The 25946-nt window shown below is 34.7% G+C and carries 19 protein-coding genes; 9 read left to right on the forward strand and 10 right to left on the reverse strand.

Annotated features, from left to right (window positions below; genetic code table 11):
* Positions 1 to 13: 13 nt before the first annotated feature.
* From DIT68_RS10305 to DIT68_RS10330, 6 genes are all read right to left on the reverse strand, one after another.
* Positions 14 to 757, reverse strand: a complete 744-nt coding sequence (locus DIT68_RS10305; RefSeq protein ID WP_109359722.1) for an FkbM family methyltransferase — start codon at positions 755 to 757, stop codon at positions 14 to 16.
* Positions 754 to 1671 (reverse strand): glycosyltransferase family 2 protein, encoded by a 918-nt coding sequence (locus DIT68_RS10310; RefSeq protein WP_109359723.1) that lies wholly within the window; start codon positions 1669 to 1671, stop codon positions 754 to 756. The genes DIT68_RS10305 and DIT68_RS10310 overlap by 4 nt, the downstream gene beginning before the upstream one ends.
* Complete coding sequence (locus tag DIT68_RS10315) at positions 1672 to 2622, reverse strand: glycosyltransferase family 61 protein (protein WP_109359724.1); 951 nt, start codon at positions 2620 to 2622, stop codon at positions 1672 to 1674. It abuts the gene before it with no gap.
* A complete protein-coding gene (locus DIT68_RS10320; RefSeq protein WP_109359725.1) occupies positions 2601 to 3500 on the reverse strand; it encodes a glycosyltransferase family protein in 900 nt (299 codons plus the stop codon). Before DIT68_RS10320 ends, DIT68_RS10315 begins: the two co-directional genes overlap by 22 nt.
* 109 nt (positions 3501 to 3609) lie before the next feature.
* Entirely contained in the window at positions 3610 to 5448 is a 1839-nt protein-coding gene (locus DIT68_RS10325) for a protein kinase domain-containing protein (RefSeq protein ID WP_158276162.1), read from the reverse strand.
* Between the two features lie 22 nt (positions 5449 to 5470).
* Positions 5471 to 7270 (reverse strand): ABC transporter ATP-binding protein, encoded by a 1800-nt coding sequence (locus DIT68_RS10330; protein WP_109359727.1) that lies wholly within the window; start codon positions 7268 to 7270, stop codon positions 5471 to 5473.
* A gap of 113 nt (positions 7271 to 7383) precedes the next feature.
* Between DIT68_RS10330 and DIT68_RS10335 the strand changes: the two genes are divergently transcribed.
* Positions 7384 to 10860 carry a PKD domain-containing protein gene (locus DIT68_RS10335; protein ID WP_109359728.1) on the forward strand — a complete coding sequence of 1159 codons (3477 nt, stop codon included), beginning with the start codon at positions 7384 to 7386 and terminating at the stop codon, positions 10858 to 10860.
* A gap of 581 nt (positions 10861 to 11441) precedes the next feature.
* Positions 11442 to 12353 (forward strand): class I SAM-dependent methyltransferase, encoded by a 912-nt coding sequence (locus DIT68_RS10340; RefSeq protein WP_109359729.1) that lies wholly within the window; start codon positions 11442 to 11444, stop codon positions 12351 to 12353.
* Positions 12354 to 12823: 470 nt separating this feature from the next.
* On the opposite strand, the gene DIT68_RS10345 is transcribed toward DIT68_RS10340, so the two are convergent.
* Both DIT68_RS10345 and DIT68_RS10350 read right to left on the reverse strand, forming a co-directional pair.
* Positions 12824 to 13990: a multicopper oxidase domain-containing protein gene (locus DIT68_RS10345; RefSeq protein ID WP_109359730.1), complete on the reverse strand. Its 1167-nt coding sequence runs from the start codon at positions 13988 to 13990 to the stop codon at positions 12824 to 12826.
* Positions 13990 to 14844 carry a multicopper oxidase domain-containing protein gene (locus tag DIT68_RS10350; protein ID WP_109359731.1) on the reverse strand — a complete coding sequence of 285 codons (855 nt, stop codon included), beginning with the start codon at positions 14842 to 14844 and terminating at the stop codon, positions 13990 to 13992. The genes DIT68_RS10345 and DIT68_RS10350 overlap by 1 nt, the downstream gene beginning before the upstream one ends.
* 436 nt (positions 14845 to 15280) lie before the next feature.
* Here DIT68_RS10350 and dut point away from each other — a divergent pair, with 436 nt between their 5' ends.
* From dut to DIT68_RS10375, 5 genes are read left to right on the forward strand one after another with little or no spacing between them, the layout of a single operon-like run.
* Complete coding sequence (gene dut, locus DIT68_RS10355; RefSeq protein WP_109359732.1) at positions 15281 to 15715, forward strand: dUTP diphosphatase; 435 nt, start codon at positions 15281 to 15283, stop codon at positions 15713 to 15715.
* Positions 15716 to 15718: 3 nt separating this feature from the next.
* Positions 15719 to 16729 carry a sugar phosphate nucleotidyltransferase gene (locus tag DIT68_RS10360; protein ID WP_109359733.1) on the forward strand — a complete coding sequence of 337 codons (1011 nt, stop codon included), beginning with the start codon at positions 15719 to 15721 and terminating at the stop codon, positions 16727 to 16729.
* The gene (locus DIT68_RS10365; protein ID WP_109359734.1) at positions 16729 to 18468 is read left to right on the forward strand and encodes a tetratricopeptide repeat protein; all 1740 of its coding nucleotides are present in this window, start codon (positions 16729 to 16731) and stop codon (positions 18466 to 18468) included. Before DIT68_RS10360 ends, DIT68_RS10365 begins: the two co-directional genes overlap by 1 nt.
* A gap of 58 nt (positions 18469 to 18526) precedes the next feature.
* Positions 18527 to 19261 carry a DUF4292 domain-containing protein gene (locus DIT68_RS10370; RefSeq protein WP_158276163.1) on the forward strand — a complete coding sequence of 245 codons (735 nt, stop codon included), beginning with the start codon at positions 18527 to 18529 and terminating at the stop codon, positions 19259 to 19261.
* Entirely contained in the window at positions 19254 to 20570 is a 1317-nt protein-coding gene (locus tag DIT68_RS10375) for a murein hydrolase activator EnvC family protein (RefSeq protein ID WP_158276164.1), read from the forward strand. Before DIT68_RS10370 ends, DIT68_RS10375 begins: the two co-directional genes overlap by 8 nt.
* Positions 20571 to 21059: 489 nt before the next feature.
* On the opposite strand, the gene DIT68_RS16435 is transcribed toward DIT68_RS10375, so the two are convergent.
* Positions 21060 to 21221, reverse strand: a complete 162-nt coding sequence (locus DIT68_RS16435; protein WP_165366102.1) for a hypothetical protein — start codon at positions 21219 to 21221, stop codon at positions 21060 to 21062.
* Between the two features lie 80 nt (positions 21222 to 21301).
* On the opposite strand from DIT68_RS16435, the gene fumC reads away from it, so the two are divergent.
* The gene (fumC, locus tag DIT68_RS10380) at positions 21302 to 22696 is read left to right on the forward strand and encodes a class II fumarate hydratase (RefSeq protein ID WP_109359737.1); all 1395 of its coding nucleotides are present in this window, start codon (positions 21302 to 21304) and stop codon (positions 22694 to 22696) included.
* 82 nt (positions 22697 to 22778) lie between these two features.
* Here the strand turns inward: fumC and DIT68_RS10385 are convergent, their stop codons facing one another.
* Positions 22779 to 23045 (reverse strand): hypothetical protein, encoded by a 267-nt coding sequence (locus DIT68_RS10385; RefSeq protein WP_109359738.1) that lies wholly within the window; start codon positions 23043 to 23045, stop codon positions 22779 to 22781.
* 317 nt (positions 23046 to 23362) lie between these two features.
* Between DIT68_RS10385 and DIT68_RS10390 the strand changes: the two genes are divergently transcribed.
* The gene (locus DIT68_RS10390) at positions 23363 to 25474 is read left to right on the forward strand and encodes a M43 family zinc metalloprotease (RefSeq protein ID WP_109359739.1); all 2112 of its coding nucleotides are present in this window, start codon (positions 23363 to 23365) and stop codon (positions 25472 to 25474) included.
* Positions 25475 to 25946 lie beyond the last annotated feature (472 nt).

A 25946-nucleotide genomic window follows, 5' to 3' on the forward strand; every position in this document is an offset into this window, starting at 1 on the left:
TTTTTTTTAAATACTATTTTAATTGCCAATTCTCTATTTTAGAACTTATGGAATTATGAATAAATAGTGCATTTCCATAGTGTAAATTGGAGGATATGCCAATTTGAGATATTTCGTACAAACCAAAGAAAGTATAATTTAAATTTTCTAAGGTTTCGTATAATTTAAGAAAGTTGGTGTTACCCAAATTTAGTTTGGAAAATCCAACCTCAAGGTATATAATTTTAATTTTGCCACTTTTTATTGATTCTGTTGCACCAGATAAAACCTGCTCTTCATATCCCTCAGTATCAATTTTTAAAAAATCTATTTTATCAATATATTTTTCTTTTAAAAAATCGTCAATCGTCACCACACTAATTAACTCAGTTTTCTTTAGTGAATTAGTTACTTTATTTAATAATGAATTTTGTGGTGAATAATCGTCTGAGTTTAGTTCAATTTCAACCTTTTCATTCTTGTCTCCAACAGCGTGTTGAAACAACTCAACATTACTCAATTCTCTAGTACTTTTTTCTAAAAAGTCAAAGGTTTTTTTAAATGGTTCAAATGCATATATAGTTGATTTTGGATATTCCGAATTGAAATTTATTGTAAACTCTCCAATATTAGCCCCAACATCAAATATAACTTCTAAGGGATATTCAACCTTGTTCTTTAAATCAATAAAGACATCTGTTCCAACTGGAAGATGCTTCGTCTTATAAAACCAGTAGCCTAGTTTGTTTTGAATGTACTCTCTTATTTTGTTTTTCATTCTGCTGTATATCCTTTGTATATATTTAACCCAATTTGCTGATTTACAAGTTTAGCATAAAGATTATCAAAAAGTTTGTTGTTTGGAATTTTTTCTATTAAAAACCTAAGGATTGACTCTACTTTCTCTAAACCAATGTAATATATTTTCTTTTTATAAGAGTATTCCAGAACAAAATCATCAAAACCTAAATCGACTGCTTTTCTTCTAGTAACAGCTCCACGATATTTCCTATCTAAAAATGGTTTTAAATCCATTCTATCTTTCTCATTGTGATAAATTAAACATCGTGTATCTATAATTGGTTGATAACCTGAATTTTTAATTCTAACATAAAGTTCGCTATCTTCAAATCCGGCAAATGGAAAGTTTTCATTATACCCGCCTAAAAATTCAAAATCCTTCTTTTGAATCATAAAAAATTGAGAGGTAATCCCATTTGCTTTAATTGTAGAGTTTTCTTGCCAGTTAAGACCGTTATTCCAACCTTTTAAAGAGGTGAAGTCTATAGAAACTAGGTACCTTCCAAATTGAGAATCTTTAATTCTTTCTAGTTCCTTAGGGAAGTATATCCAATCTGCATTCACAACTAATTTATCTGAAGACTTTAATGTTTCTAAACATTTTTCAATTGCATCTGAATTAATCAACATATCATCGTCAATAAAAAGTAAAACATCTCCCTTTGCATACTTAGCTCCATAGTTCCGTGCTGATGCCACACCTTGTTTGGGGTTGTTTATAACTTTTACCTTTTTACCTTTTCTATCAATTTGATCAAGGTCAAGCTCCTTTTCTTTAAAATCATTCACTACAATAATTTCATCTAATAAACCTACGCTATCAACTACGCTTTCGATACACTCATAAAATATATCACCTCTTTTATATGTTGGAATTATTATTGAAATCATTTAAACTTTATTTAATGGTATAATAATGTCACAATAGCCAGGTAAAGCATTAACTGAATTACCTTCACATTGGATTCTTGAATAGTTCAACTGTAGAGTCATAGCTAACTTAGTAAAACAATGCTGTTTGAAATCTTTATGAATATACTCTTTAACAACTGTATCTTCTTGACAGAAAATTAAATTTGTTAAACTTGCACCATGAACGGCTTCAATTTCATTGGCGTGATAAAATAGTTTTATTTGATCCAAAACTGAATAATCTTCTAAATTAATATTAGTAAGACTTCCAAGATTATCTATTAATTCCTCATTATTTAGTACTTTTCTATAGGTAGCTTTTTCTCTATTAATAAAAAAAGACTTTGGGAGGTTATTGTTTTCCTGAAAATCAATCTTAGAAATTACCCAATCTCTAAACTGAGGTGTAATAATATGATGATGATTTAAGTCTCTGTTCATAAAATTACAAGAAACCACTTTACTAGCATCAATAACTTGATTTTTATCAATATAAATAATGTTCTTTATTCCTAAAATATCTAAATATTCCTTATGAAAGCTTTTATACTCTTTAGGAAAAGCTACAACTGAATCCTCAAGATAATCCTTTAAAACATATAGCTTAGGTAAACATTCCGCAAGAAAATGATAATAATTCTCATACCATCCATGGACAAAACTTATAACTGTCCCTTTTATTTTAATTTTTTCTTTTAAGAAATAATTAGCAAATATAGTTTTAAGACCTATTGACTCCCTATGTCTTGGCGACGTGAAAAAATCAATATTCCTGCCTTTCTTTAAAACATAGCCATACGCAGTCACATAAGCGTTCGGCACTTCCCATATCTGTATCTCTTCCGATATAGGTGGGTCATTATCTTCCTCTTCGAATATAAAATTTTGTTGAGCTGGGGGAAATTTAGTTATTTTTTTGATGATAGCCATTTTTTAATCTTATAGATGTAGACCTCCTTCTTACTTGCTCTATGTATATTAGGTTGTAATTGATATGCACAGGGAATTGTGCGTAGTTTTTCGTAATGATTTAATTTGTTCTCAGAAATATAATTCTCAATTAATACTTTCAATTCTACTGAATCCGCTAATCTAATTAATTTATTTAATCCTAAATTATCCTCATAACTGGTGATTTTCACCCCGCTAAAATGAAAAAACTCCAGCAGATCAGAATTCACGTAATACTTTTCGTCCTTCTTTGATAAACTTCTCTCATGAAAATTCCATTCTGCAATATTTCTACCCGAATTTCGAGTAATCAAGACTTTTTCATAAAAAGCAGGAACCAAATTCATGACTTTCTGATCATAAAATTGTCCTTCCAAAATTCGGTTATGACCATAATGCGTTAAGTGACTTTTCCACCATTCAATAAAACCAATAGTTGTTTCATTTATATTTAAACCTAAAAAACCTAAATTATAAGTTCCAGTATTTATTGTAGCCAATAGCAAGTGATAAATAGCTTTATTTTTAATTGGATTCAGAATATGAGGTGTAAGCATGAAATTATTTCCCTCCAACTCATTAAACAATTTATCGAAAGATTGATAAACTAAAATATCAGGATCCAAATAAACAATATTGTTAGGTTTTCTACTTTTTACCAAAAAATCAAAGGCAAATGGTTTAATTGCTGTATTAAATTCAATAATATTATATTCTTTCAATAAAGTAGAAAACACTTCTGCAATGATTCCTATATTCTCAACTTCTACAATTGATTCATCCTTTATAAATTCAGGTTTCTTATCTGCCAGAATTATGTAGAATTCGGCGTCTTTATTGTGTTTTAAATAACTCATTTTCAAACTTAATGCTTGAGAAAGATAGTTGGATGAGCAAATTGTAAAGGTTATGTTCATAAAATTTTAAATAAAATGTTTAGAATCGATAGATACTCATGATGTGTTGTTAGCCTTTTCGAAGTTTATAATACCATTCGTGAAGCGCCTTATCTAGTTTTGGATAATTTTTCATCATCCACTTAACTTTTTCTACTATAGTTAAATTAAGTTTTTTCTCCTGAATAGATGTTTTATTATTTGCTAAATCCAGATTTGAGAATTGCTCGATAATGTATTTTTTAATTGTTGGGAAACCATCATAAACAAAGAGCAGTGTTTCTTGCATTGAAAACACATCGGAATGATCACCGTCTTTGTTACAGAATCTACCGTTTAGAATTTCTGGTGTAATACTGTTTTTTTCGTTTTTTAATTTCGACCACGCAAAATCAATCACCTTCAGCTTATATTGATTTTTATCGTTAATTAGGATCAGATTATCTGGCTTAATATCCCGATGTTCTATTTCGTGTTGATGCAATACTTTTAAAACATGAAAAGCATTCTCAAGAACAATATTTATGTTTTTCTTACGCCAAAAAAATCTAAAACTGTTTAATTGATTAAGTCCTATTCCATCTATAAAAGTCATTTCAACAGTGGTGTTTTTACCATCATCTTTATAACTTATCACCTTTGGAGCTATGTTGTCTTTTTCTAATAATTTAAGAAATCTATTCTCATTATTACCCAAATAACTTGAGCAGAGCTTATAAATACTATTGCTCTCTTGATTATAAAATACTTCCGTGAAATAAACGTGATCATCTTGTCTAACCAACATTGATGAAAGCCGTTTACCGTATGAATCTGTATTGATATCACTTTTCGAAAAAGTATAATTAAAGATGACTGAGTTATCGTTTGGAATAGTGTACTTATAACCATTTTTCACCAAGAATCTATCAAGTAAAGTTTTAACATCACTTATTGCCATTAATCTAGTGTAATTAATACCCAACGAAACGGCCAACTTCTCTAATTTAGGGTAATAATCCTCTTTGATTTCTTTCTTTTGAACATAGGCGTGGTATAATAAAGTATAAAAATAATCCTCCTGATTTGGTACATTTATGAGTTTATTATAAGTGAGTTTATTTTTAAGAATATTATTTTGCCAATACAAATCATAATAATTATCCCCTATATGCCTAAAATCAAATGGAATATTTTCATTGGCGATTTTAATATTAAAATAAACACGATTATCTGAATTTGGATAAACTGGTGTTGCATGAGTCAAATAACGAATGAAATTAAGATTTTCAACCAACAAATCTATATCATCATGCTCCTCAAGTGTATATTCCTTAGGCAAATATTCATAATTTCTTAAAACTACATAGTCTATAGAATTGTTTAGAAGATAAAAAAACTCTTCGATCGATTTAAACCCGTCTGTACCAAGACAGTTAGTATTTAAACTTTCTTTTTGTGCTGAAAAATCTGCATTGTTTAAAAAATCGTTTGTGTTTTTCCCCAATAAAATTGTTAAATCCTTATTACTTTCAAAGGTATTATCAGAAGCATGTATTCTAAACCCACCACCTGTTTGTTCTCTTAATGCCGATTTTAAATCAAACAAATTAATATTTACATTTCGTTTACCACTAGAAGTGTCCCTCAGCTCATAAATAGGTTTTTCATCTTCTAAAACGAATAAATAAAATTCTCCCATCCCACAATGGTGAGCTTTTTGCCTTAAAATTTTTTTATATTCAATAATATTTTTACCCATTTGTGAATGGGCATAAAAACTCATTAAATTTTTCTCGAAATTTTTCTCACTCCAATTACAAGTATATTCTTTTAAAACTTTAAAACTCTGATTTAATAGTTTGTCAACTTTAGGTCTAATTTCACTTGATGCGGACCAAATAATTAATGTATGTATTTCCCTTTTCAATTGTACTTTGTGTTTTTTACTATTAGACATCCTGTAATTCAACCATCCTTTTAAATCTTAAATTAGAATTAATTAAATCATCAAAACTTCCTTCCCCTACAATTTGTCCATTATCCATAAGGTATATCTTATCTACATTTTTAATTGTAGAAAGTCGATGTGCAATAATTAGAATTGTATATCTTCCTTTAATTTCATCAATATTAACTTGAATTTCTTTCTCTGTTTCTGAATCTAAGGCAGATGTAGCTTCATCTAAAATAAGAATATCAATGTCCTTAAATAATTCTCGAGCAATAGAAACACGTTGTTTTTGCCCCCCGCTCAAATTAACACCGCTATTCCCTAATAAAGTTTCTCCTTTATCTGGCAACCTTTCAATAAAAGACAATAAGGAAGCTTTCTTTAATGCATCTTGAAATTTATCTATATTTTCAGGTGTAGGTTCAGACCACAAGGTGACATTATTAAAAATGGAATCATTAAAAATAACAGGTTCCTGAGCTATATAACCAATTTTAGACTGATAAGAGCTAAAGTCTAATTCTTCAAATGAAATTCCATCAATATTTACTTCACCCTTATTCGCCTGTAAAAGTCCACTTATAAGATTAACTAATGTAGTTTTTCCGCTTCCACTCTCTCCAACAAAAGCAATAGTTTGATTCTTTAAAATCTCGATATTGAGATTTTTCAAAATACCATTTGACTCTTTATAACCATAATCTACATTTTTAAAGCTTATCCGATCTTTAAAGCTATTAAAGATATGAATACCCTTTTGATCTGAATTTTCTAACAACTCCTTCTCAATGGTTATAATGTTTTTCAACGAACCTGAGACTGATAGAAAATCGTTGTAGGAATTTTGAAATGACATTAAAGATGAAAGTGCTCTATAAAAAAACAATAAACTAATTAGAATACTAGCAACTCCACCTCCTATTAATTCAACTTGAAGAAGCACCACTAAACAAACTACACCCACCGCCAGGGGTTCTTTGATGGCTGTTACAGCTGCTCCAAGAAAGCCAATTTGCCTGTTGTTCCCCTCAACAACAGATATTTTCTTTTTAAGTTTCGAAGCATAGGCTTGCAAGTAACCTGTAGCTTTTAAGTATTTGAAGTTATAAATATACTCCATAGCCGCTCCAGTATAAGTATTTGCAGAGTGAGTAAATTCGTTTGATTTTTGTTCGGTTTTTTTAAAAAATAGTCTAAACAAAAAACTAGTCCCTGCTCCTCCTACACATACAAGCAACCCAAATTTCCAATCAATTAAAAACACAAAGGTTGTATAAACAACAACTAATATTAAATTTTGAATACTATCCAAATAACCTTTATAAGCGATTCCAACACGTGATATTTCAGCTGTAAAAGCATTTTGTATTCTACCTACATCAGCTGAAACAAAATGTTTATAAGAATATTTTGTAAATAAGTCTGTTAATTTAAAACGTAAAGATGATATGAATATTTGTTGAATTTTAACATTATATCGTAAACTATAAAATGAAATAATTCCTTTTAGAATGAAAAATAAAAACATAAGTAAAAGTGCAATACGAATATTCAACTCTAAACCGACGCCTTCTAAAGTGCTTATTATGAAACCCATACCTCCAAGATTGTCTGCTGTATGATTCGAAACGCCGTCTGTCATTTGAAGCAATGGCAGAAACATAATCAAGCCAAGTCCATCTAGCACACCTATCAAAATACTCAAAAAAAGCATAACAAATATTCTATGACTAAGGTAACCATAGAAATAAGCAAAAGAAGAGAAATACTTTTTTATAAAGTTTTTAATGGTTTTCATTTGTGCAAGGTATAAGCAGTTCCAAATGTAAGGAATTAATAAAACATGAGAGCAGTTATAAGGTTTGTTTTCATCCTTTTCTCTATTTTTGTTTTAAATTCATCTTACCAAGTATGTCAAATATCAAAATAATAGTACTTTTTTTCATTACCTTCATTAGTACTTTATCCTTAACACAAGGTTTGCTGGTTTATCCAAAAGATAGTACAGTCTATAATAAAACAGAAATCCAATTGGAATGGAACGGCAATGTAGGAGCCAATAGTTATCATTTGCAGGTTTCAGATAATCTCAATTTTATTAACCTAGTTGTAAATAATAATTCTTTAACATCTCTTTCTTACTTAGCTCAAAACTTCATACCTAATAATATTTATTATTGGAGGATAAAGCCTAATAATGGAACTTGGTCAAATACTTATTCATTTACCTTAATAGACTTTACAACATGGTCAGAACTTGAGTTTATTTTGGATCCTGATAGTGTATTATTGGATGCTAATGGAAGAGTTGAAAAATGGAAGGATTTATCTGCAAACGGGTATATTTTCAAGCAAGTAGATCTAAGTAAAAGACCTATTCAAAACTCAAATCCAAATTTAGGCAATCACAAAACACTTAGTTTTAATGCCGACAATGAAGAATATTTATCTGAAGTTAACTTGTCTCACTTAAACGAAGGAGAGATTTTTAGTCTAGTTAAACGGAGTATTATGCCTGTTACTGTAAAAACACATTCAGGTCTTTGGCTCTTTGGAGGAGGCCAGCCCAATCCATGGTATCCAAAATGGTCGGATAATAATCTGTATCCGACTTTTGGTAGAAACATTAGGTTTACAATTACAAATCATTCTAGTTCTGTAGAACTTGATAAGTATCATATTATAAATATGAGTTCAAATCAGTCTTTTAATTTAAAAATTAACCATAGTTTCGAATACACTTCAAGTAATGGCTCAGTATCCTTTCGACCAAATTCTTATTTAGGAAAATCTAAAGACGACTATTATTTGGATGGTGAAATTGGACAAACCTTATTATTCAATACTGTATTGAATGATAGTTTAGAAAGATTGGTTAGAACATTTTTATATAATAAATATGCTCCTCCAGTCAACCTAGGCAGAGATATTTCTCACTCAATATGTGATTCAATAATATATGCGGGAAAAAACTTTAAATCTTACCTCTGGTCAGACGGTTCTGATGCCGATAGTTTAATTATTCAAACCTCAGGAATTTACTGGGTGGAAGTAACCGACATCTTCGGAAATACCTCTCGGGATACTATTTATGTAGAAAGAAATATACCACAATACCCAACAACCCAACTCTACTGCCAAAACGATTCCATCATTTGGAACACCAACCTCGCTCAACATTATTCCTACCTCTGGTCTGATGGTTCAACAGCAGACACCCTAGAAATAGATTCTCCAGGAGATTATTATGTAACCGTTACAGATACCAACGGCTGCATCTTCAAATCCGACACTTTAACATTCGCCGAAGATCCTTTTTCAACATTAGCCACCCTAGGCCCAGACCTCAGCCTCTGCTCAGGAAACAACATCGCCCTAACAGCCGGCGCAACTTCTGCCACCAACTACCTTTGGAACACCAACGAAACAACTCCAGAAATCACCATTACCACCTCCGGAACTTACTCCGTAATCGTGCAAAACGCCAACGGTTGCGAAGTCAAAGACACCATAAACGTGACCATTTTAGGAGACGCACCAATCATAAATGCACAACTTCCAAGCATAACTTGCGTAGCAGAAGATTTCAACTACCAAGACCTTTCCACCACAACCGATGGTTCCACAATCATAGGTTGGGATTGGGATTTTGGTAATGGCACAACATCATTGCTCAACCAAGGAAATCATGCTTATTCGGCAGGTGGGATTTATGATGTAGAATTAACAGTAGAAACTTCGGTGGGATGTTTTAACGACCAAACATTTACCATTGAAGTGAAGGAAAATCCTATTTTAACTTATGCGACTTCTAATCAATGTCAGGATGAAAGCATACAATTTAATGGAGGGCAAATGAGTCCGCAGACCATAACAAATTGGGAATGGAATTTTGATGATCCTGCAAGTGGAACGGACAATACAGCTAATGGACAAAATGTGGCGCATAGCTATAATGCATTCGGAGATTATGATGTAATGTTGATTGGAACAGATGTTTTTGGATGTGTGGATACTTTGATTCAAACAAAAACTATCGAACCCACTCCTGTTGCTGACTTTTCATTTACTGAAGTTTGTGAAGGAAATACAGTGACATTTCAAAATAATTCTACTGTAAGTTCACCGTCGGTAATTAGCGCAAATCAATGGAGCTTTGGAGATGGAACGAATTCAAATCAAAGCAATCCGCAAAAACCTTATAGTTTATACGGCACTTATACCGTTGATTTAACAACTTCGGCAAATAACGGTTGTAGTCACAGCATAAGTAAGGACATTAAAATTCATGCAACGCCACAAGTCCAGTTTTCAATGAATCAGGCATGTGCAGGAATTGAAACATCATTTGAAGACAATTCTTTTGTTCCAGATGGTAGTGTGGCGCAAGTCAATTGGAAGTTTGGAAATGAGACACCAATGAGTGGATTTGACATTACCAAAAACTTCACGAATAGCGGAAATTACACACTGGAGCAAACGGTGAGTTCAGGTTTTGGCTGTATTAATTCGGCGGTTTCAACCATAACGATTAATCCATATTTGAATGCAGATTTCATTTTCACACCTAATGCATTTATCGCAGAATATCCTATTGCTTTTGAGAGTACAAGTTCAGGTGAAAATGCCTATTTATGGAGTTTTGGAAACATTGCCAATTCAACACTAGCAGATACGAGTATAACTTTTGAAGAATATTTAATCGGAACAGAACAAACAGTTGAGCTGCGCGTAGAAAATCAATGGAATTGTTCAGACAGTATCAGTGTTAAGTTACCCGTTTTAGAACAACGAACAGATTTAGAAATATCTCAAATCTTTAGTCAAGACATCAATGGATTCTTAACAATCGGTGTTCGATTAAAAAACATTGGAAGCACACCAATTTCAGAAGTAGATTTGGTGTTGAACAGTCCAAGTACTGGTTTTATAAAGGAAACTTGGGTTGGAATGTTACAAGCGGATGAAGAAGAAATCTATATTTTCTCAGCATCGCCAAGCGCTCAAACCACAGTTGAAGATTCTTTACAAAACTTCTTATGTATTGCAGGAACAATTGTTCTTCCGGCACAGTTTATAGAAGAAGACATCAGCAATAATGAGGTATGTAAAACAATGTCAGAAAATCAGACAGTAATTGTTTTCCCGTATCCAAATCCAGTAAAAGATGAGTTGACTGTTAAAGTGGTGATGCCTAAAAAAGGAGTGGTTGCTTTAAATGTTTATGATAGTTATGGAAAGATCATCTATACAATAACAGAAAAACAAGAATTGGAAAAAGGTTTGACAATTTTCACTGTAGAAACCGGAACTTGGTCGAATGGGAGTTATACTATTGTTTATGAAGGTGAAGGGGAGGTGCCGAGTGTTGGGTTTGTTAAATTATAATGTTTAATGGTTAATTATTAATGTTTAACGTGGGTTGGTGATGAATTTCAACTGCGTTAAAATTGAGGTTTTGTGGGCTTTTGGAGTGGGGTTTCATTTCAATTTCACTTTTAGAAAAAAATAGGCATAATAAAGATCCTTCAATCGGAAAATCATAGATTTTCTCGATTTTCAGGATGACAGGTACAGAGAGAGATATAATCAAAACGAGGTGGGTAAAATGATGGCGCGCAGGGCAATCATTTTACCCACCTCGTTTTGACCCCAAACCATACCAAACTGTCATCCTGAAGTAAAACTCTAAAAACGAGTTTTTAAGTTTTGCGAAGGATCTTTACGGAGTCTTTTGGCATTTTCGATCACATAAAAACTAAAATCGGAGCATGTATAACTACATAGAGAGTCTTACTCCCGAATATATCCCTAAAGTTTTATTGACTTTAAGTGCAAACCATCTTCAATTTTCTATATTTGTAAATTGACATTTGACTGCTTTTGGTTTCTAATAAATGCTTAATCTTTGGAGTTTTAAATGGCTTTAATCGTTTATAAAATATAAATCTCATACCCCTAATAAAATTATGAAATACAACTTTAAAGAAATTACCGTTTGTGAAATGTGTGGTGACAAAACAGAGAACCATAAAATTCTGGGTCAACGGTTAAATAAAACTCAAGGATACAAACCAAAGAGTAAAACAGGAATTTCTGTTGGAATTGTAAAATGTACAAATTGTAATCTAATTTATTCTAATCCTCAACCTATTCCTTTTGACCTTCAAGACCACTATGGAACTCCACCAGAAGAGTATTGGAAAGAAGATTATTTTGAATGGAAGCCAACCTATTTCAAACCACAAATTGAAGAAGCTTCAGAACTTATCAGTTTTAAGAAAGGCATGAAATCACTTGATATTGGAGCTGGGCTAGGTAAGTCTATGCTTTCAATGCAACATAAAGGATTTGATGTTCATGGCCTAGAACCTTCAATTCCGTTTTATGAAAGAGCTATCTCTAAAATGGGAATAGACAAAGAAAAATTAAAATTAGGATCAATTGAAGAATTAGATTATGAAAAAAACACTTTTGACTTCATCACATTTGGGGCTGTATTCGAACACCTCTATGAACCATCTAAATGTTTAGAAAAAGCACTAGGTTGGCTAAAACCAAACGGTATTATCCAGATTGAAGTTCCTTCCTCAAAATGGTTAATGCCAAAATTTATGAACTTTTACTTTAAGCTGATTGGTACTAATTATGTGACAAACTTAAGTCCAATGCATACTCCTTTTCACTTGCATGAATTCGATTTAAAATCTTTTACAGAACTATCTAACAAACTCAATTTCAGTATTGAAAAACACCGTTATGAAGTATGTTCGATATACTACATGCCGAAATTCCTGCATGGTCCACTGAAAAGTTATATGAAAGCTACTGATAAGGGAATGCAATTGACGGTTTATCTAAGGAAAGGGGATGGACTTTAGGTTTTTGGCTGTAGGTTATAGGCTTTATCTACTTGCTGGAATGAGATTGGCTCTTTGATTTTTACATTTAGAAAAAAATAGGCATAAAAAAGATCCTTCAATCGGAAAATCATAGATTTTCTCGATTTTCAGGATGACAGGCACAGAGAGAGATATAATCAAAACGAGGTGGGTAAAATGATGGCGCGCAGGGCCATCATTTTACCCACCTCGTTTTGACCCCAAACCATACCAAACTGTCATCCTGAAGTAAAACTCTAAAAACTTGTTTTTAATTTTTGCGAAGGAACTTTTACGGAGTCTTTTAACATTTTCAATAACATAAAAACTAATCGAAGGCATTATCAAACTCACTTCATCAGCTGACGGAGAGATAAAGAGGGAGGACTTTGCTAAATGACAACAACTAAAAAGGCAATTTCAGATTTACAGGAAACATCTAGTTGGAACCACCTCAAAACTCTTACTCTCTACTCTTTCACCACCTTAACCTGCATTCCCCCAAAACGCAACACATAAATCCCTTTATCGACATTCAATTGAATTTGATTTTGGCCTTTTTTTAGGTCACCTTGCCAGACTTCTTTTCCATTGAGATCTGTGATTGTTGCTGTGCCATTTTTTGGAATGTTGTCTATGGTGATTTGGGAATCGAAGGGATTGGGGTAGAGGATTAGGGTTTCTAAATTTTGAGATATTGTGCTTGAGGTTGGTGAAATGTCTACGGGAATATAATTGGTAAAATATAGCTCATCATTATTCAAATCGTAATAATTTACTGTAATGCTATCGTTAATGGTGCTTTGCGGATAACCCACAACACCAAAGCGTTCTCCTGGAAACATTTGTATTGTGTCTGTGACGAAACTATTGACTTCTCTCCCATCGCTTCCGTAAACTTTAACTTCTAAATCCTTTGGAAAAATAGTTTCTACGCGTCCATAACCAGTATTTGCCAATCTCATGCCAATTGAATCTTCTATATCTCCCGTTATGGATTGATTTTTCACCTTTATTTCTGGACCAGCCCAACCATTCACCATTCCATAATCTGCTTCATACAAATAGAAAGGGCCAGGCGAAAGTGCGTTGGTGTTCCAAGCAGAGTTTAATTCTGAAAACAAATAATTATATTCTTTCGTATATTTTCCTGAGTTATTGTAAATCTGATTTTCTGTATTGGCATCAATAATGAAAATTCCATACATGCCCATGGCCAAGTGCAAAGTGGTTAAAACATGACAATGGTAAATGTATGTTCCTGGTTCTTTACACACAAAAGTGTAGGTGAATTCTGCTCCGCCTCCATTGACCGAAGTGCTTGTGTGTGGCACGCCATCATTGGCTTGATCAACATCTAAACCGTGCCAATGAATGGTATGATCTTCTGGCGAATCGTTTCTTAAATGAATAATTACTGTATCGCCAACATCAAATCTCAGAACCGGGCCTGGCAAAAATATTTTATTGTTCTGTGACGAAGGATCATCGATTCCATAGCCCCAAAAAACAATGTCTTGACCGTCGATTAATGTTTTTTGTCCGTTCATTTTAGAAACAAGGGAAACCTCTTTTACTTGTCCATTCAAAAAAGACAAACTAAATATAAAGCTGAAGATTAGCGTATAATTTTTCATTATGGATTGATTTTTAACATGGTCATCATCCCAGAAGGATAATTATTATTGTAAATAACGGTGACCAAATTATGATTGTGAACTGGATAAGTCCCGGGCTGATCTGGCACAAGTCTCAAAGTCATTGTTTCATTCTTGTAAATCGGAAAACTATCTTTTGACCAACCAATACGGTCACTTTGAACCGATGCACCCATTATTGTAATGTGGTATCCATGAAAATGAATATTGTGAACCATATTTCCAGAATTCAACACAGAAATTATAATCGTGTCTCCAACATTTCCATAAATAATAGCATTGCTCGTATCCATTGGCGCCAAAGGATCTGCATTAATCGTAAACACATTGGGCTGATAATTTGAAGGAATATTCAACACATTCGTTAATGCGATTTCTTGAGACAAATCAGCGTTCATATCCCACAAATCCCAACTGTAAAGATAATCTCCGTGTAAACCAATTCTTAAAATGCACGCAGCACCTAATAAATCACCTTCAATTGTTGAAGATAAAATAGCATGTGTTCCAGAAGGCAATATGGGCAAATTGACTGTTATTGTGTCTTCGGAACCAATATTCCAAGTCAAAGATGAATTGGTATTCAGATAAAAATCGTAAGAAATGGTATCCGTATTTATAAGTGTAAAGGCATTTGTTACACCTTCCGTTAAATTCAAAACTGCATTATCAAATTGCACAGGATTCAGGCTATCTGAAATAACTCCTTTCTGAAAACCCGTTCCATTGTAAGTAACATTTGTTTTAAGGATAAAAAGCGTATCATTTAACGCAGCATAAGTGGAACAACTAAATGTGATGATAAAAATTGAAATGATTGTCTTTAAAGTCATCTGTCCGAATTAAATGAGTTGTGTTCTGAATAGGTTATAAAATTACGATAAATTTCACAGGTGATAAAACTGTTTTTAATTTTGATGTGTTTTCGAGAAGACATTATTTCGGTTGTTTCAATATATCGAGATACTCCCCAACACCGCTAAAGATCCTTCAATCGGAAAATCATAGACTTTCTCGATTTTCAGGTTGACAGGTGCAGAAAGGGACAAAGTCAAAAAAAGGGGAATACCCGCCGTTTCGAAATTCTCAGGATGGTTTTTCGTTGACAGAGCTTGTTTAGGGTACCGCAGTCACCCAAGCTCCACCCGAATTAAAATCGGGCAAAAACACCCGAATTGTCAGGAAAAAAACTACTTTTGAAGATTGTAAAAAATTGGAATTAGTTCGATTTGTTTACACCAAGTCTTTAATAACTAACAGAAAAGGAAAATGAAAGTAAAAATCATAAATCGCTCTAAGCACGATTTGCCAAAATATGAAACGAAAGCTTCTGCTGGCGTGGATTTACGTGCAAATATTGAGGAGCCATTTACACTTCAATCATTGGAGCGTACATTGATTAAAACAGGATTGTTTTTAGAGATTCCTGAAAAATATGAAGCCCAAGTAAGACCAAGAAGTGGATTAGCCATAAAACATGGTATTACCGTTTTAAATAGCCCTGGAACAATCGATGCAGATTACCGAGGTGAAGTAGGCGTAATTTTAGTGAATCTTTCAAACGAACCTTTCGTTATTGAAGACGGAGACAGAATTGCACAAATGGTTTTCTCGAAAGTGAAACAAGCCGAATTTATATTAACTGAAGAATTAACAGAAACCGACCGCGGAGAAGGCGGATTTGGAAGCACCGGAAAAAAATAAATCATGAAAATAATCGTACCCATGGCGGGAAGAGGTTCTCGTCTTAGACCACACACCTTAACAGTACCAAAACCATTAGTTCCTGTAGGAGGAAAGCCAATTGTGCACCGTCTTGTAGAAGATATTGCAGGAGTTTGCAGCGATCCAATCACGGAAATTGCATTTGTCATTGGAGATTTTGGCCCAGAAGCTGAAAAAGAATTAATCGCAGTAGCGGAAAGTTTGGGCGCTAAAGGAAGCATCCATTATCAAACCGAACCTTTAGGAACAGCGCATGCCGTTTTATGTGCCGAGGAAAAATTGGATGGTCCTGTTGTTGTGGCTTTCGCAGACACATTGTTTAAAGCAGACTTCAAAATTGACCCGAACGACGATGGTATTTTATGGGTGAAGCAAATTGAAGACCCAAGTGCTTTTGGCGTAATCAAAATGAATGAAAAGAATGAAATTGTTGATTTCGTAGAAAAACCACAAACTTTCGTTTCAGATCTAGCCATGATTGGAATTTATTATTTCAAAGAAGCAGCAGATTTAAGAACAGAATTGAACTATTTAATCGATAATGACGTTATCAAGGGCGGGGAATACCAATTGCCAGACGCATTAAGAAGATTAACAGAAAAAGGTAAAATATTTAAGCCTGGAAAGGTAAATGCTTGGTTGGATTGTGGTAATAAAGTTGTTACAGTAGATGCCAACAAACATATTTTAAACTTCGATCAAGAGAAAAATGTTGAATTGGTTGATGCTTCTGCAAAAATCAACAACAGTGTGGTAATTCACCCTTGTTTTATTGGCAAGAATGTTGTTTTGAACAACAGCGTTGTAGGTCCTCATGTATCTATTGGAGCGGATTCTACTGTGAATGGAAGTGTAATTCAAAACACAATTATTCAAGGGAATACTAAAATAGAAGGTGCAAACTTGAAAGATTCCATGGTAGGTAATCATGCGAATATTAAACAAACTCCCAACAATTTAAGTGCTGGAGATTATACCACGTTAGACATTTAATGAAAAAATTCTTCTTCATATCATCCTTAATACTGTTCCCGCTGACTCCAATTTTGGGTCAAAAGGGGAAGGAAAACTCCATGCAGGAACAAGTATTGGATGATGTTGAAGCGCTTTCATCAAAAAACTATCCTTACATCGAGCAGTTTCATGAAGCGGTTCGAGAAAAAATGTCAGGAAATTATAGCGAAGCCAAAAAACTGTTCAACAAATGTTTAGAAATTAAACAAGATGACGACGCGGTTTATTTTGGTTTAGCAGAAATAGCAAAAGCAGAAAACAAGGTCATAGGTGCCTTAGAAAATTTTCAGAAAGCCTACGAAATTGACAAAACAAACATCTCTTATTTGCAAGAGTTGGCCTACATTCATTTTGAAAGGGCGAATTTCGAACAAGCAGAACATCTGTTTAAAGAAATGGTGGAGCGTGAGCCAAGAAACTTAGATTTTCGATACGGATACAGTAAAGTGCTCATTTACAACAAGGCTTACCAATTGGCCATTGACGAATTAAATAGCTTGCAAAATCAAGCAGGAATTGTTCCTGAGTTGATGATGATGAAGGCAGATTTATATTCAGAAATCAAAGAATTTGAAAAAGCAGAGGAAACTTTATTGCTTTTAAAAAAGGAATACCCTGCCGATAAGGAAGTGCTTAATCACATTATTGCTTTTTATGAGCAACGTGGAAAAAAGGAAAAAGCCGTAGCATTGGTGAATGAATTAGCCAAAGACAATCCCGAAAATGGGAATGCACAATTTATCTTGGCAAGCAATTTAATAGATCAGGGAAAGTTTGAAGAATTCTTTAAAATTGCCCCTGGGATATTAGAGAACAGTCAAGTGGATGTAGAGCAAAAGCTCTTCGTTTTTGACCACCTGATAAAGCAAAAAGGAACAGAAGATCCTTTGGTTTTAGCAATGGCAGAGAAATTTTATCAAGGGCATTCAGAAGATTTGGAAGTGGCTTCAAAATATGTAAATATTCTAATGTATGAAGGAAGGTCGAAAGAAGCATTGCGTGTAGCAAGGAAGGCTACTCAAGATAATTCAAATAATTTCGAGTCTTGGCGAATGGCACTCTCTGTAGCGTCCACTTTTCTGGATTACCAAGCCCTTTATGAAGATGGGAAGTCAGCATTAGAACTTTTCCCCAATATTCCATTTGTTTATTTTGCCGCTGCAGAAGGCGCGTTGTACACCAATCATCCAGATGAAGCAATGCAATATTTGGCGGGAGGTGAAATTTACCTTTTAGACGATAAAAAGAAAGCGTCTTTGTTTTCCATGCGAAAAGGAGAGGTCTATTTTTACACCAAAGAGTACAAGAAAGGAATAGTCGCTTTTGAGAAAGCACTCAATCTAAATCCAGAAGACCAAAACACGCAAGTTACTTATGCTTTGGCCTTAAGTAAAGCGAATATAGCCACAGATATTGCTGCGGAAATGTTAGGCAAAATAGCGGAAAAGAATAGAGGCAGAGACTTCTATTTAGCCAAAGCGATGTTAGCTGCCAATGAAAATAACTTAAGAGAAGCAATTGATCTTTTAGAGAAAGGAATTAGTAAAAAGCATAATATTGCAGAACTTCTTGATTATTTGGGAGATTTACATTTTAAAAATCAATCTTTGTCTAAAGCAAAAGAAGCATGGAACCAAGCTTTAACAGCTGAATCACGAAATAAAAATTTACCAAAAAAGATAAACGAAGAAAAACTTTATGCTCCAAAATATTACTAAATATATTTTCTCAGTACTCTTATTTTCATCGCTTGTTGCGTGTGGAAGCAAGAGAAATATGGACCTTGAAAACACAGATAAACTTCCAAAAGTGAAAGAGGAAATACTCATCAATCGCTTGGATAGTCTATCAAAACAACGTGCAGATCACTTTTATACCAAGTTGAGTTCTAAATATTCTGATAGTAAGTACAACGTTTCTTTTAAAACTTCCATTCGCATGCGGGCAGACAGTGCTTTTCATGCTTTGATTACTTTTGCGCGTATTCCTATATACAACGTGATGGTTACACCCGACACTTTAACCATGGTAGACAAGCGCAACAATTGTTTTATGATAGAAAACATGGAATACCTGAAAACTACATTTGGAGTAGATTTCAAACATAAAAACATTGAAGAATTAGTCTTAGGTCTGCCAATTGCTTGGGATAAGGACACAGAATATCAGCAAATCAAAGACCCATACAACTATGTGGTTTCATCACTTTCTAAGCGAAGAATAAGAAGGCAAGACAGTGAAGAAGAAGTCATTATTCGCTATTTTCTAAGCGAAGACACAGAGTCTCTGAAAAAGGTAATTATCGACAGTCCAAAAGATACTACAACGATCACAGTTAACTATTATGGTCGAGAAATGGTTTCAGGATTTAGCATTCCGCTAGAGGGAAATATTAATGTAGAAACTCCTCGCGATACTCTATTTGTAGACTTTCAATATAATAAAACAAGTGTAAATGATCCGAGGGTATTGTATTTGTCTATCCCGAATAAATATGAAAAGTGTGAATAGGAACATCATCTTACTTTTTTCAATTCTTTTTATTACTGCTGCCCAATTATGGGCTCAGCCAGGATCACAACGCTTAAAAAACGAACAAAAAGCGCTTGAAAAACAGATTTCAACCACAAAAACCTTACTGGAAAAGTCTAAAAAAAACACACAGCTTTCATTAGAAGAAGTCAATTTAATAGATCGTCAAGTGGAATATCGTGAGCGTTTGTTGCGAAATATTGACAATCAGATCCGCTCTTCAGAATTAAAAATAGAACAAAAGGAAGGTAGAATACAGGAATTGAATGCAGAAATTGAAAGATTAAAAAAGCAATACGCAGAACTTCTTCTTTATGCATACAAAAAACGGAATAAGTATGGAGATTTAATGTTTATTTTCAGTGCAAAGACAGTTGAAGAAGCATTAAAAAGAAAGCTATACCTTGAAAAGCTCGCAGAGATTCAGCAAAAGCAAATGCGCTTAATTCAACAGAACACAGATTTATTGAAAGAAGAGATTAAAGCGTTGGACGAAGAGAAAAAGAAACAAGTTGAGCTAGCTGGTCAAAAACGGATAGAGCGCGCTGAAATCATTAAAACGAAGAAGGAAAAAGAAGAAATCTATAAACGATTTAAAGAACAAGAAGACGAATTACTTCGGGCGTTAAAAAAGCAAGAAGAAGACAAAGAGCGCTTAAAGCAAGAAATTGCCGCAGCCATTCAAAAGGAAATTGCTGCAGAACGCGCAAGAATAGAAAAAGCAAGACGTGAAGCCGCCGCTGCCGAAGCCAGGAGGAAAGCAGAAGAAGCCAAAAGGAATGCCAATACGCCAACGGTAGAAAAAGAAGCTCCGAAAAAAGTAGAACGAGAATTCTCATTAACCGCCGAGGCAGCATTAATTGGGGAGAATTTTGCTTCCAACAAAGGAAAACTTCCATGGCCAGTTGAAAAAGGAACAATCACTCAAAACTATGGTAAAAACAAGCACCCAAGCCTACCCAATGTTTTCACCCAAAACAACGGAGTAGACATCAGTACGCCTAAAAACGCGAATGTATTGGCGGTATTCAAAGGAGAAGTTACGAGTGTAATCAACATTCCTGGGGCAGGAAAAGTAGTCATCATCAAGCATGGAGATTACAGAACGGTTTATTCCAACCTGCAAGACGTTTACGTAACGAAAGGAAGCGTTGTAAACACAAAAACCGCAATTGGCTCATTACTCCCCAATTCCGCAGGAGACATTTCCGTAGCCCATTTCGAAGTTCACCACGTAAAAGGAAATTCTGTAAGCCAATTGAACCCAAATCTGTGGATTGCAAAATAATTTTTCACCCGTAGAGGCGCAATGCATTGCGCCTCCACGGGTGAAAATGCATTGCGCCTCCACGGGTGAAAACAGAGTGAGACAGAGAAAGAGAAAATGAGCACCGCTCACAAAAAAGATCTGCGCAATCTGCGAAAATCCGCGGGAACCCAAATGAGCACCGCTCACAAAAAAGATCCACGAAATCAGCGCAAGAAAATAAAGGAGCACCAGCGACCCAAAAAAAAGATCTGCGCAATCTGCGAAAATCCGCGGGAACCCAAAAGAGCACCGCTCACAAAAAAGATCCACGGAAATCCACGAAATCTGCGGGAGAAAATAATTGAGCACCAGCGACCCAAAAAAAGATCTGCGCAATCTGCGAAAATCCGCGGGAACCCAAATGAGCGCCAGCGACCCAAAAAAATCCACCGAAACCACCCCACTACAAACCAAAAAAGGGAACTCCTTTTAAGAATTCCCAGTAATATTATATTAAAAAAACAGTCTTTAAGCTGCCTCTTCCTCGTCGTCGAAGACTTTCTTTGGTCGCATTTGTTCAATAGCCCCTAATGTAATCCAATAAGGAACAACGAATGCCATTAAGAAAAGTAACAGCCAAAAAGCCATTCCCGCAATTAAAAGAAACATAACAATACCGAAAATACTCATGATATATTATTTTTGTAAACTATTATTGTAAGTAATTACGCCGTAAAAATAAAAAATAAATTAATACAAAACGATATAATATGGAATATAGAGTAGAAAAAGATACGATGGGCGAGGTGAAGGTGCCTGCTGATAAGTATTGGGGAGCTCAAACAGAGCGTTCTAGAAACAACTTTAAAATTGGTCCTGAAGCTTCAATGCCATTAGAAATTGTTCATGGTTTTGCTTACTTAAAGAAAGCAGCGGCTTACACCAACTGTGAATTGGGCGTTTTAGCAGAAGAGAAAAGAGATTTAATAGCACAAGTATGCGACGAAATCATAGCCGGAAAATTAGACGATCAATTTCCTTTAGTGATTTGGCAAACGGGTTCAGGAACACAATCCAACATGAACACCAATGAAGTAATCGCCAATCGTGCCCACGTACTTGCAGGGAATAAATTAGGAGAAGGAGAAAAAACACTTGCACCCAATGACGATGTAAATAAATCTCAATCTTCAAACGATACTTTTCCAACAGGAATGCACATTGCGATTTACAAGCGTATCGTTGAAACAACAGTTCCTGGAGTAAAACATTTACGCGATATCTTAGACCAAAAAGCAAAAGACTTTAAAGACATTGTGAAAATTGGTCGAACACATTTGATGGATGCAACACCATTAACACTCGGTCAAGAGTTCTCCGGATATGTAGCGCAATTAGATCACGGTTTAAAAGCATTAGAAAATACAATGCCACACCTTTCTGAAATCGCTTTAGGGGGAACAGCAGTTGGAACAGGAATCAATACTCCGAAAGGTTATTCTGAATTAGTAGCAAAGAAAATCGCTGAATTTACAGGATTACCATTCATCACAGCAGAAAACAAGTTTGAAGCTTTGGCAGCACACGACGCTTTGGTGGAGACACATGGAGCTTTAAAACAAATCGCTGTTTCTATCAACAAAATAGCCAACGACATTCGTATGATGGCTTCTGGACCCCGTTCGGGAATTGGAGAAATCATTATTCCAGCAAACGAACCAGGTTCTTCAATTATGCCAGGAAAAGTGAATCCAACCCAAGCAGAGGCAATCACTATGGTGGCAGCGCAAGTAATGGGGAACGATGTAGCAGTAACTGTAGGGGGAATGCAAGGACATTATGAGTTGAACGTTTACAAACCGATGATGGCAGCGAATTTATTGCAGTCTGCTCGTTTGATCGGAGAAGCATGTGTTTCTTTCGCAGATAATTGCGCAGTGGGAATCGAACCAAATCATGCACGCATCGATGAATTAGTGAACAACTCATTAATGCTAGTAACTGCATTAAACACAAAAATCGGTTACTACAAAGCAGCTGAAATTGCAGGAAATGCACATGAAAAAGGCATTACTTTGAAAGAATCTGCTTTGGCACTTGGACACCTTACTTCTGAGGAATACGACGAATGGGTTGATCCTAAAAAAATGACAGGAGACCAATAATCTATTTTTGATTTAAAAGCGGTTACTCATTTCGCAAAGAATGGGTAACCGCTTAATACCTACATCGAATACCTAAATTTCACTACTCATTTAAAAATTCCTTGACCGATTGTTTGGTCTCCAAGCTTAGACTGTCAATTTGTAGTTCATCGAGTTTTTTTTCTAAACCTTTTTTAGATTCTTGAAAAAGGCTATCAGTAGATTGAATAGCTCTTTCATATTCCTCTCTCAATTCTTTGCTTTTAGTTTCAATGAACTGATCCTTGTACTCCTTTAGTGATTCAAGCTTTTCCGATCCATCACAAGAAAATAAGGTGAAGAATAACGCCGCAACTGTTAGTTTATACATGAGCAAATGATTTACTTTTGATAAAGTTATGGAATTTAAATGTTTAAATTCTTGAATTTGTTTAAAATAATGGTCTCATAATTTACCAAGTAATAAATATTTCAGTTTCCAACCCCGCAACTTATTTTTAGCATTCAAACAATATGCCTATTTTGTTGTTTTACAATTGAATGAAATCCTTTAATTTAGCGGTGAGAAGCCATGCGATTTGCAGACAGTCCCATTTAATCAATGAATAAGACCGTTTAAAGAATCTTTTGGGGCTAATCCTCCAAATAATGGTAAATTTCAATTAGTTAAACTATTTAAACAAAATTATGAAGAAAATATTATTGTCCTTTGCTCTTGCTTTTTCAGCCATTACTGCAACAAACGCTCAAGATGTGAGTTTTTGTCATCAGGTAGAGAAAACGCAAGAGTTCCTTGAAACATTAACTCCGCAGCAAAGGATACAACATGAAGCAGATCAACAAGCCTACGATTTAGAAATCCAAAATTTTATTGCAAATAATCCACAACTTTTAACAAAGTCTAACGGGAACCAAAGAGCAATAACTTACACGATTCCAGTTGTTTTTCATATCCTTCACCAAGGAGGACCAGAAAACATTTCTGAAGCCCAAATCATGAATGCACTTCAGCATTTAAATGAAGACTACCAAAAATCAAACTCAGGATGGCCTAATGTGAATCCTGCATTTTTAGACAGAGTAGCAGATGTTGAAATCGAATTCAAATTAGCGAAATTAGACGGAAACGGGAACTGTACTAACGGAATCACAAGAACTTTTACCACAGCTACAGAAGGAGCAACAGGTCAACAAAGAATTTCTGCGGTTCAAGGAGCACATGGAAACTGGCCTGGTGACAAATACATTAACTTCTATATCGCCAAAGATATTAATGGTGCAGCAGGTTATACTTACCGTCCAAGTAACGGAATCGGTTCTGGAATGTTTAACGGAATTCACGTTTTACATAACTATGTAGGAACAATAGGTACAGCAGGTTCATCAGGAAAACATACTTTAGGACACGAGGTGGGACACTGGTTAGACTTACCTCATCTTTGGGGAGGAACAAACACACCGGGTTTAGCCTCAAACTGTAACGATGATGACGGAATTGCTGATACACCAAATACAATTGGATGGCAATCTTGTAATGTAAATGGAACTTCTTGTGGATCATTGGACAACGTTGAAAATATTATGGAATATTCTTACTGTTCAAAAATGTTTACAAACGGACAAAAAGCACGTATGCATGCAGCATTGAACAGCTCAATTGGTGGAAGAAATAACATTCACACGGCAGCAAACCTAGCGGCTACTGGAGTAAATTTACCAGACGTAATGTGTGAAGCAGAATTTACATCTAGCGCTCGCGAAGTTTGTTTAGGAGAAACTGTTTCTTATGAAGATTTATCTTATTCAGGACCTACATCTTGGACATGGAATTTCCCGGGTGGAAGTCCTTCTTCATCAACAAGTCAAAACCCAACAGTGACATACAACACACCTGGAACTTTTGCGGTAACCTTGACAGCAACAGATGGAACAACATCAAAGTCTGTAACAAAAAATTCTTTCATTACTGTGTTGCCACAGGGTGCGACTCTTCCAGTTGTAGAGACATTTGAATCGCTTTCTACATTGAATAACACTTTCTGGCAAGTAGAAAATAACCAAAATAACGCCCGATTTGATCTTACAACAACGGCGGCTTTCACAGGTTCAAAATCTGTAATGTTGAAAAACTTTGGTCAGTCACCAGAAAATTTCGATGCATTGGTTTCTAGTCCTGTTGACTTATCGACGGTTACAACGCAAACTACTTTAAGTTTTAGATACGCATACCGCAAAAGATCATCATCAAATGATGAATGGTTAAGAATATTCATCTCAAATGATTGTGGAGATAACTGGGTTCAACGTAAAACAATTAGGGGGAACGCATTAGGAGACCAAGTAGCGAGTAGTAGCTGGAAACCAACAATGCAAGAAGATTGGGTTACAGTACACATGTTAAACATTACTTCTGCATATTGGTCTTCAAACTTTAGATTTAAATTCGAATTTGAATCGGATGGAGGAAACAATTTCTATTTAGACGATATCAATATCTATGAGGGAGCGGAAGCAGATGACCCTTTAAGTGTGGATAACGAAGATTTAATTACATCTTTTAGCGTTTATCCAAATCCAGCTGATCAAATGGCCAATATCAGATTCTCATTAGAGAACAATAAAAACGTAAATGTAAGCTTGGTAAACATGATGGGGCAAACAATCCAGTCTAGCACTGTGAAAGCAATGACGGGAGAAAACCTAGTAATGTTAAATACAGAAAAGGTTCAAGCAGGAATTTACCTTGTGAAGGTGAATACTGGAGGATCTCAACAAGTCAAAAGATTGATCATTAAGTAATATCACAATTCTTGAAATAAAAGGCGAACATGAACTTGTTCGCCTTTTTTTGTTGTTTTATTTTTAAAGCTTATAAGTTCATTGGATTTTGCGCAACTGACTCAGTTATTCAAGATGAATGTAGGTGTGAGTAGCCAAGCAAGAAGTCAATACATTCATTTGGCGTGATATTATCAGAAAATGTTGGGGTTTGAGGAGTTTTTTTGTCAAGCGATTCAATATCCATTTTCTTTGTCAAAAAATATTCAGGAAATTGAACATGAATTAAGCGTAAGGATTTCAGCAGAGCTTTAAAATCGAGGATGCTGGTCACACTATGTAGAGTCAATTTCGTGCTCAGTGGATATTCTGAAACGCCTAAGAAATGCGTAAGAAATTCATATAAATCCGGAAAATCTTTGAAGCTCTTTCTGCTTTTCAAACAAATCTGCTTACCGGAAAGCATGTATTGGTATAATACTTATCTTTGCCC

Source organism: Brumimicrobium oceani (assembly GCF_003143775.1).
Lineage (GTDB): Bacteria > Bacteroidota > Bacteroidia > Flavobacteriales_D > Crocinitomicaceae > Brumimicrobium > Brumimicrobium oceani.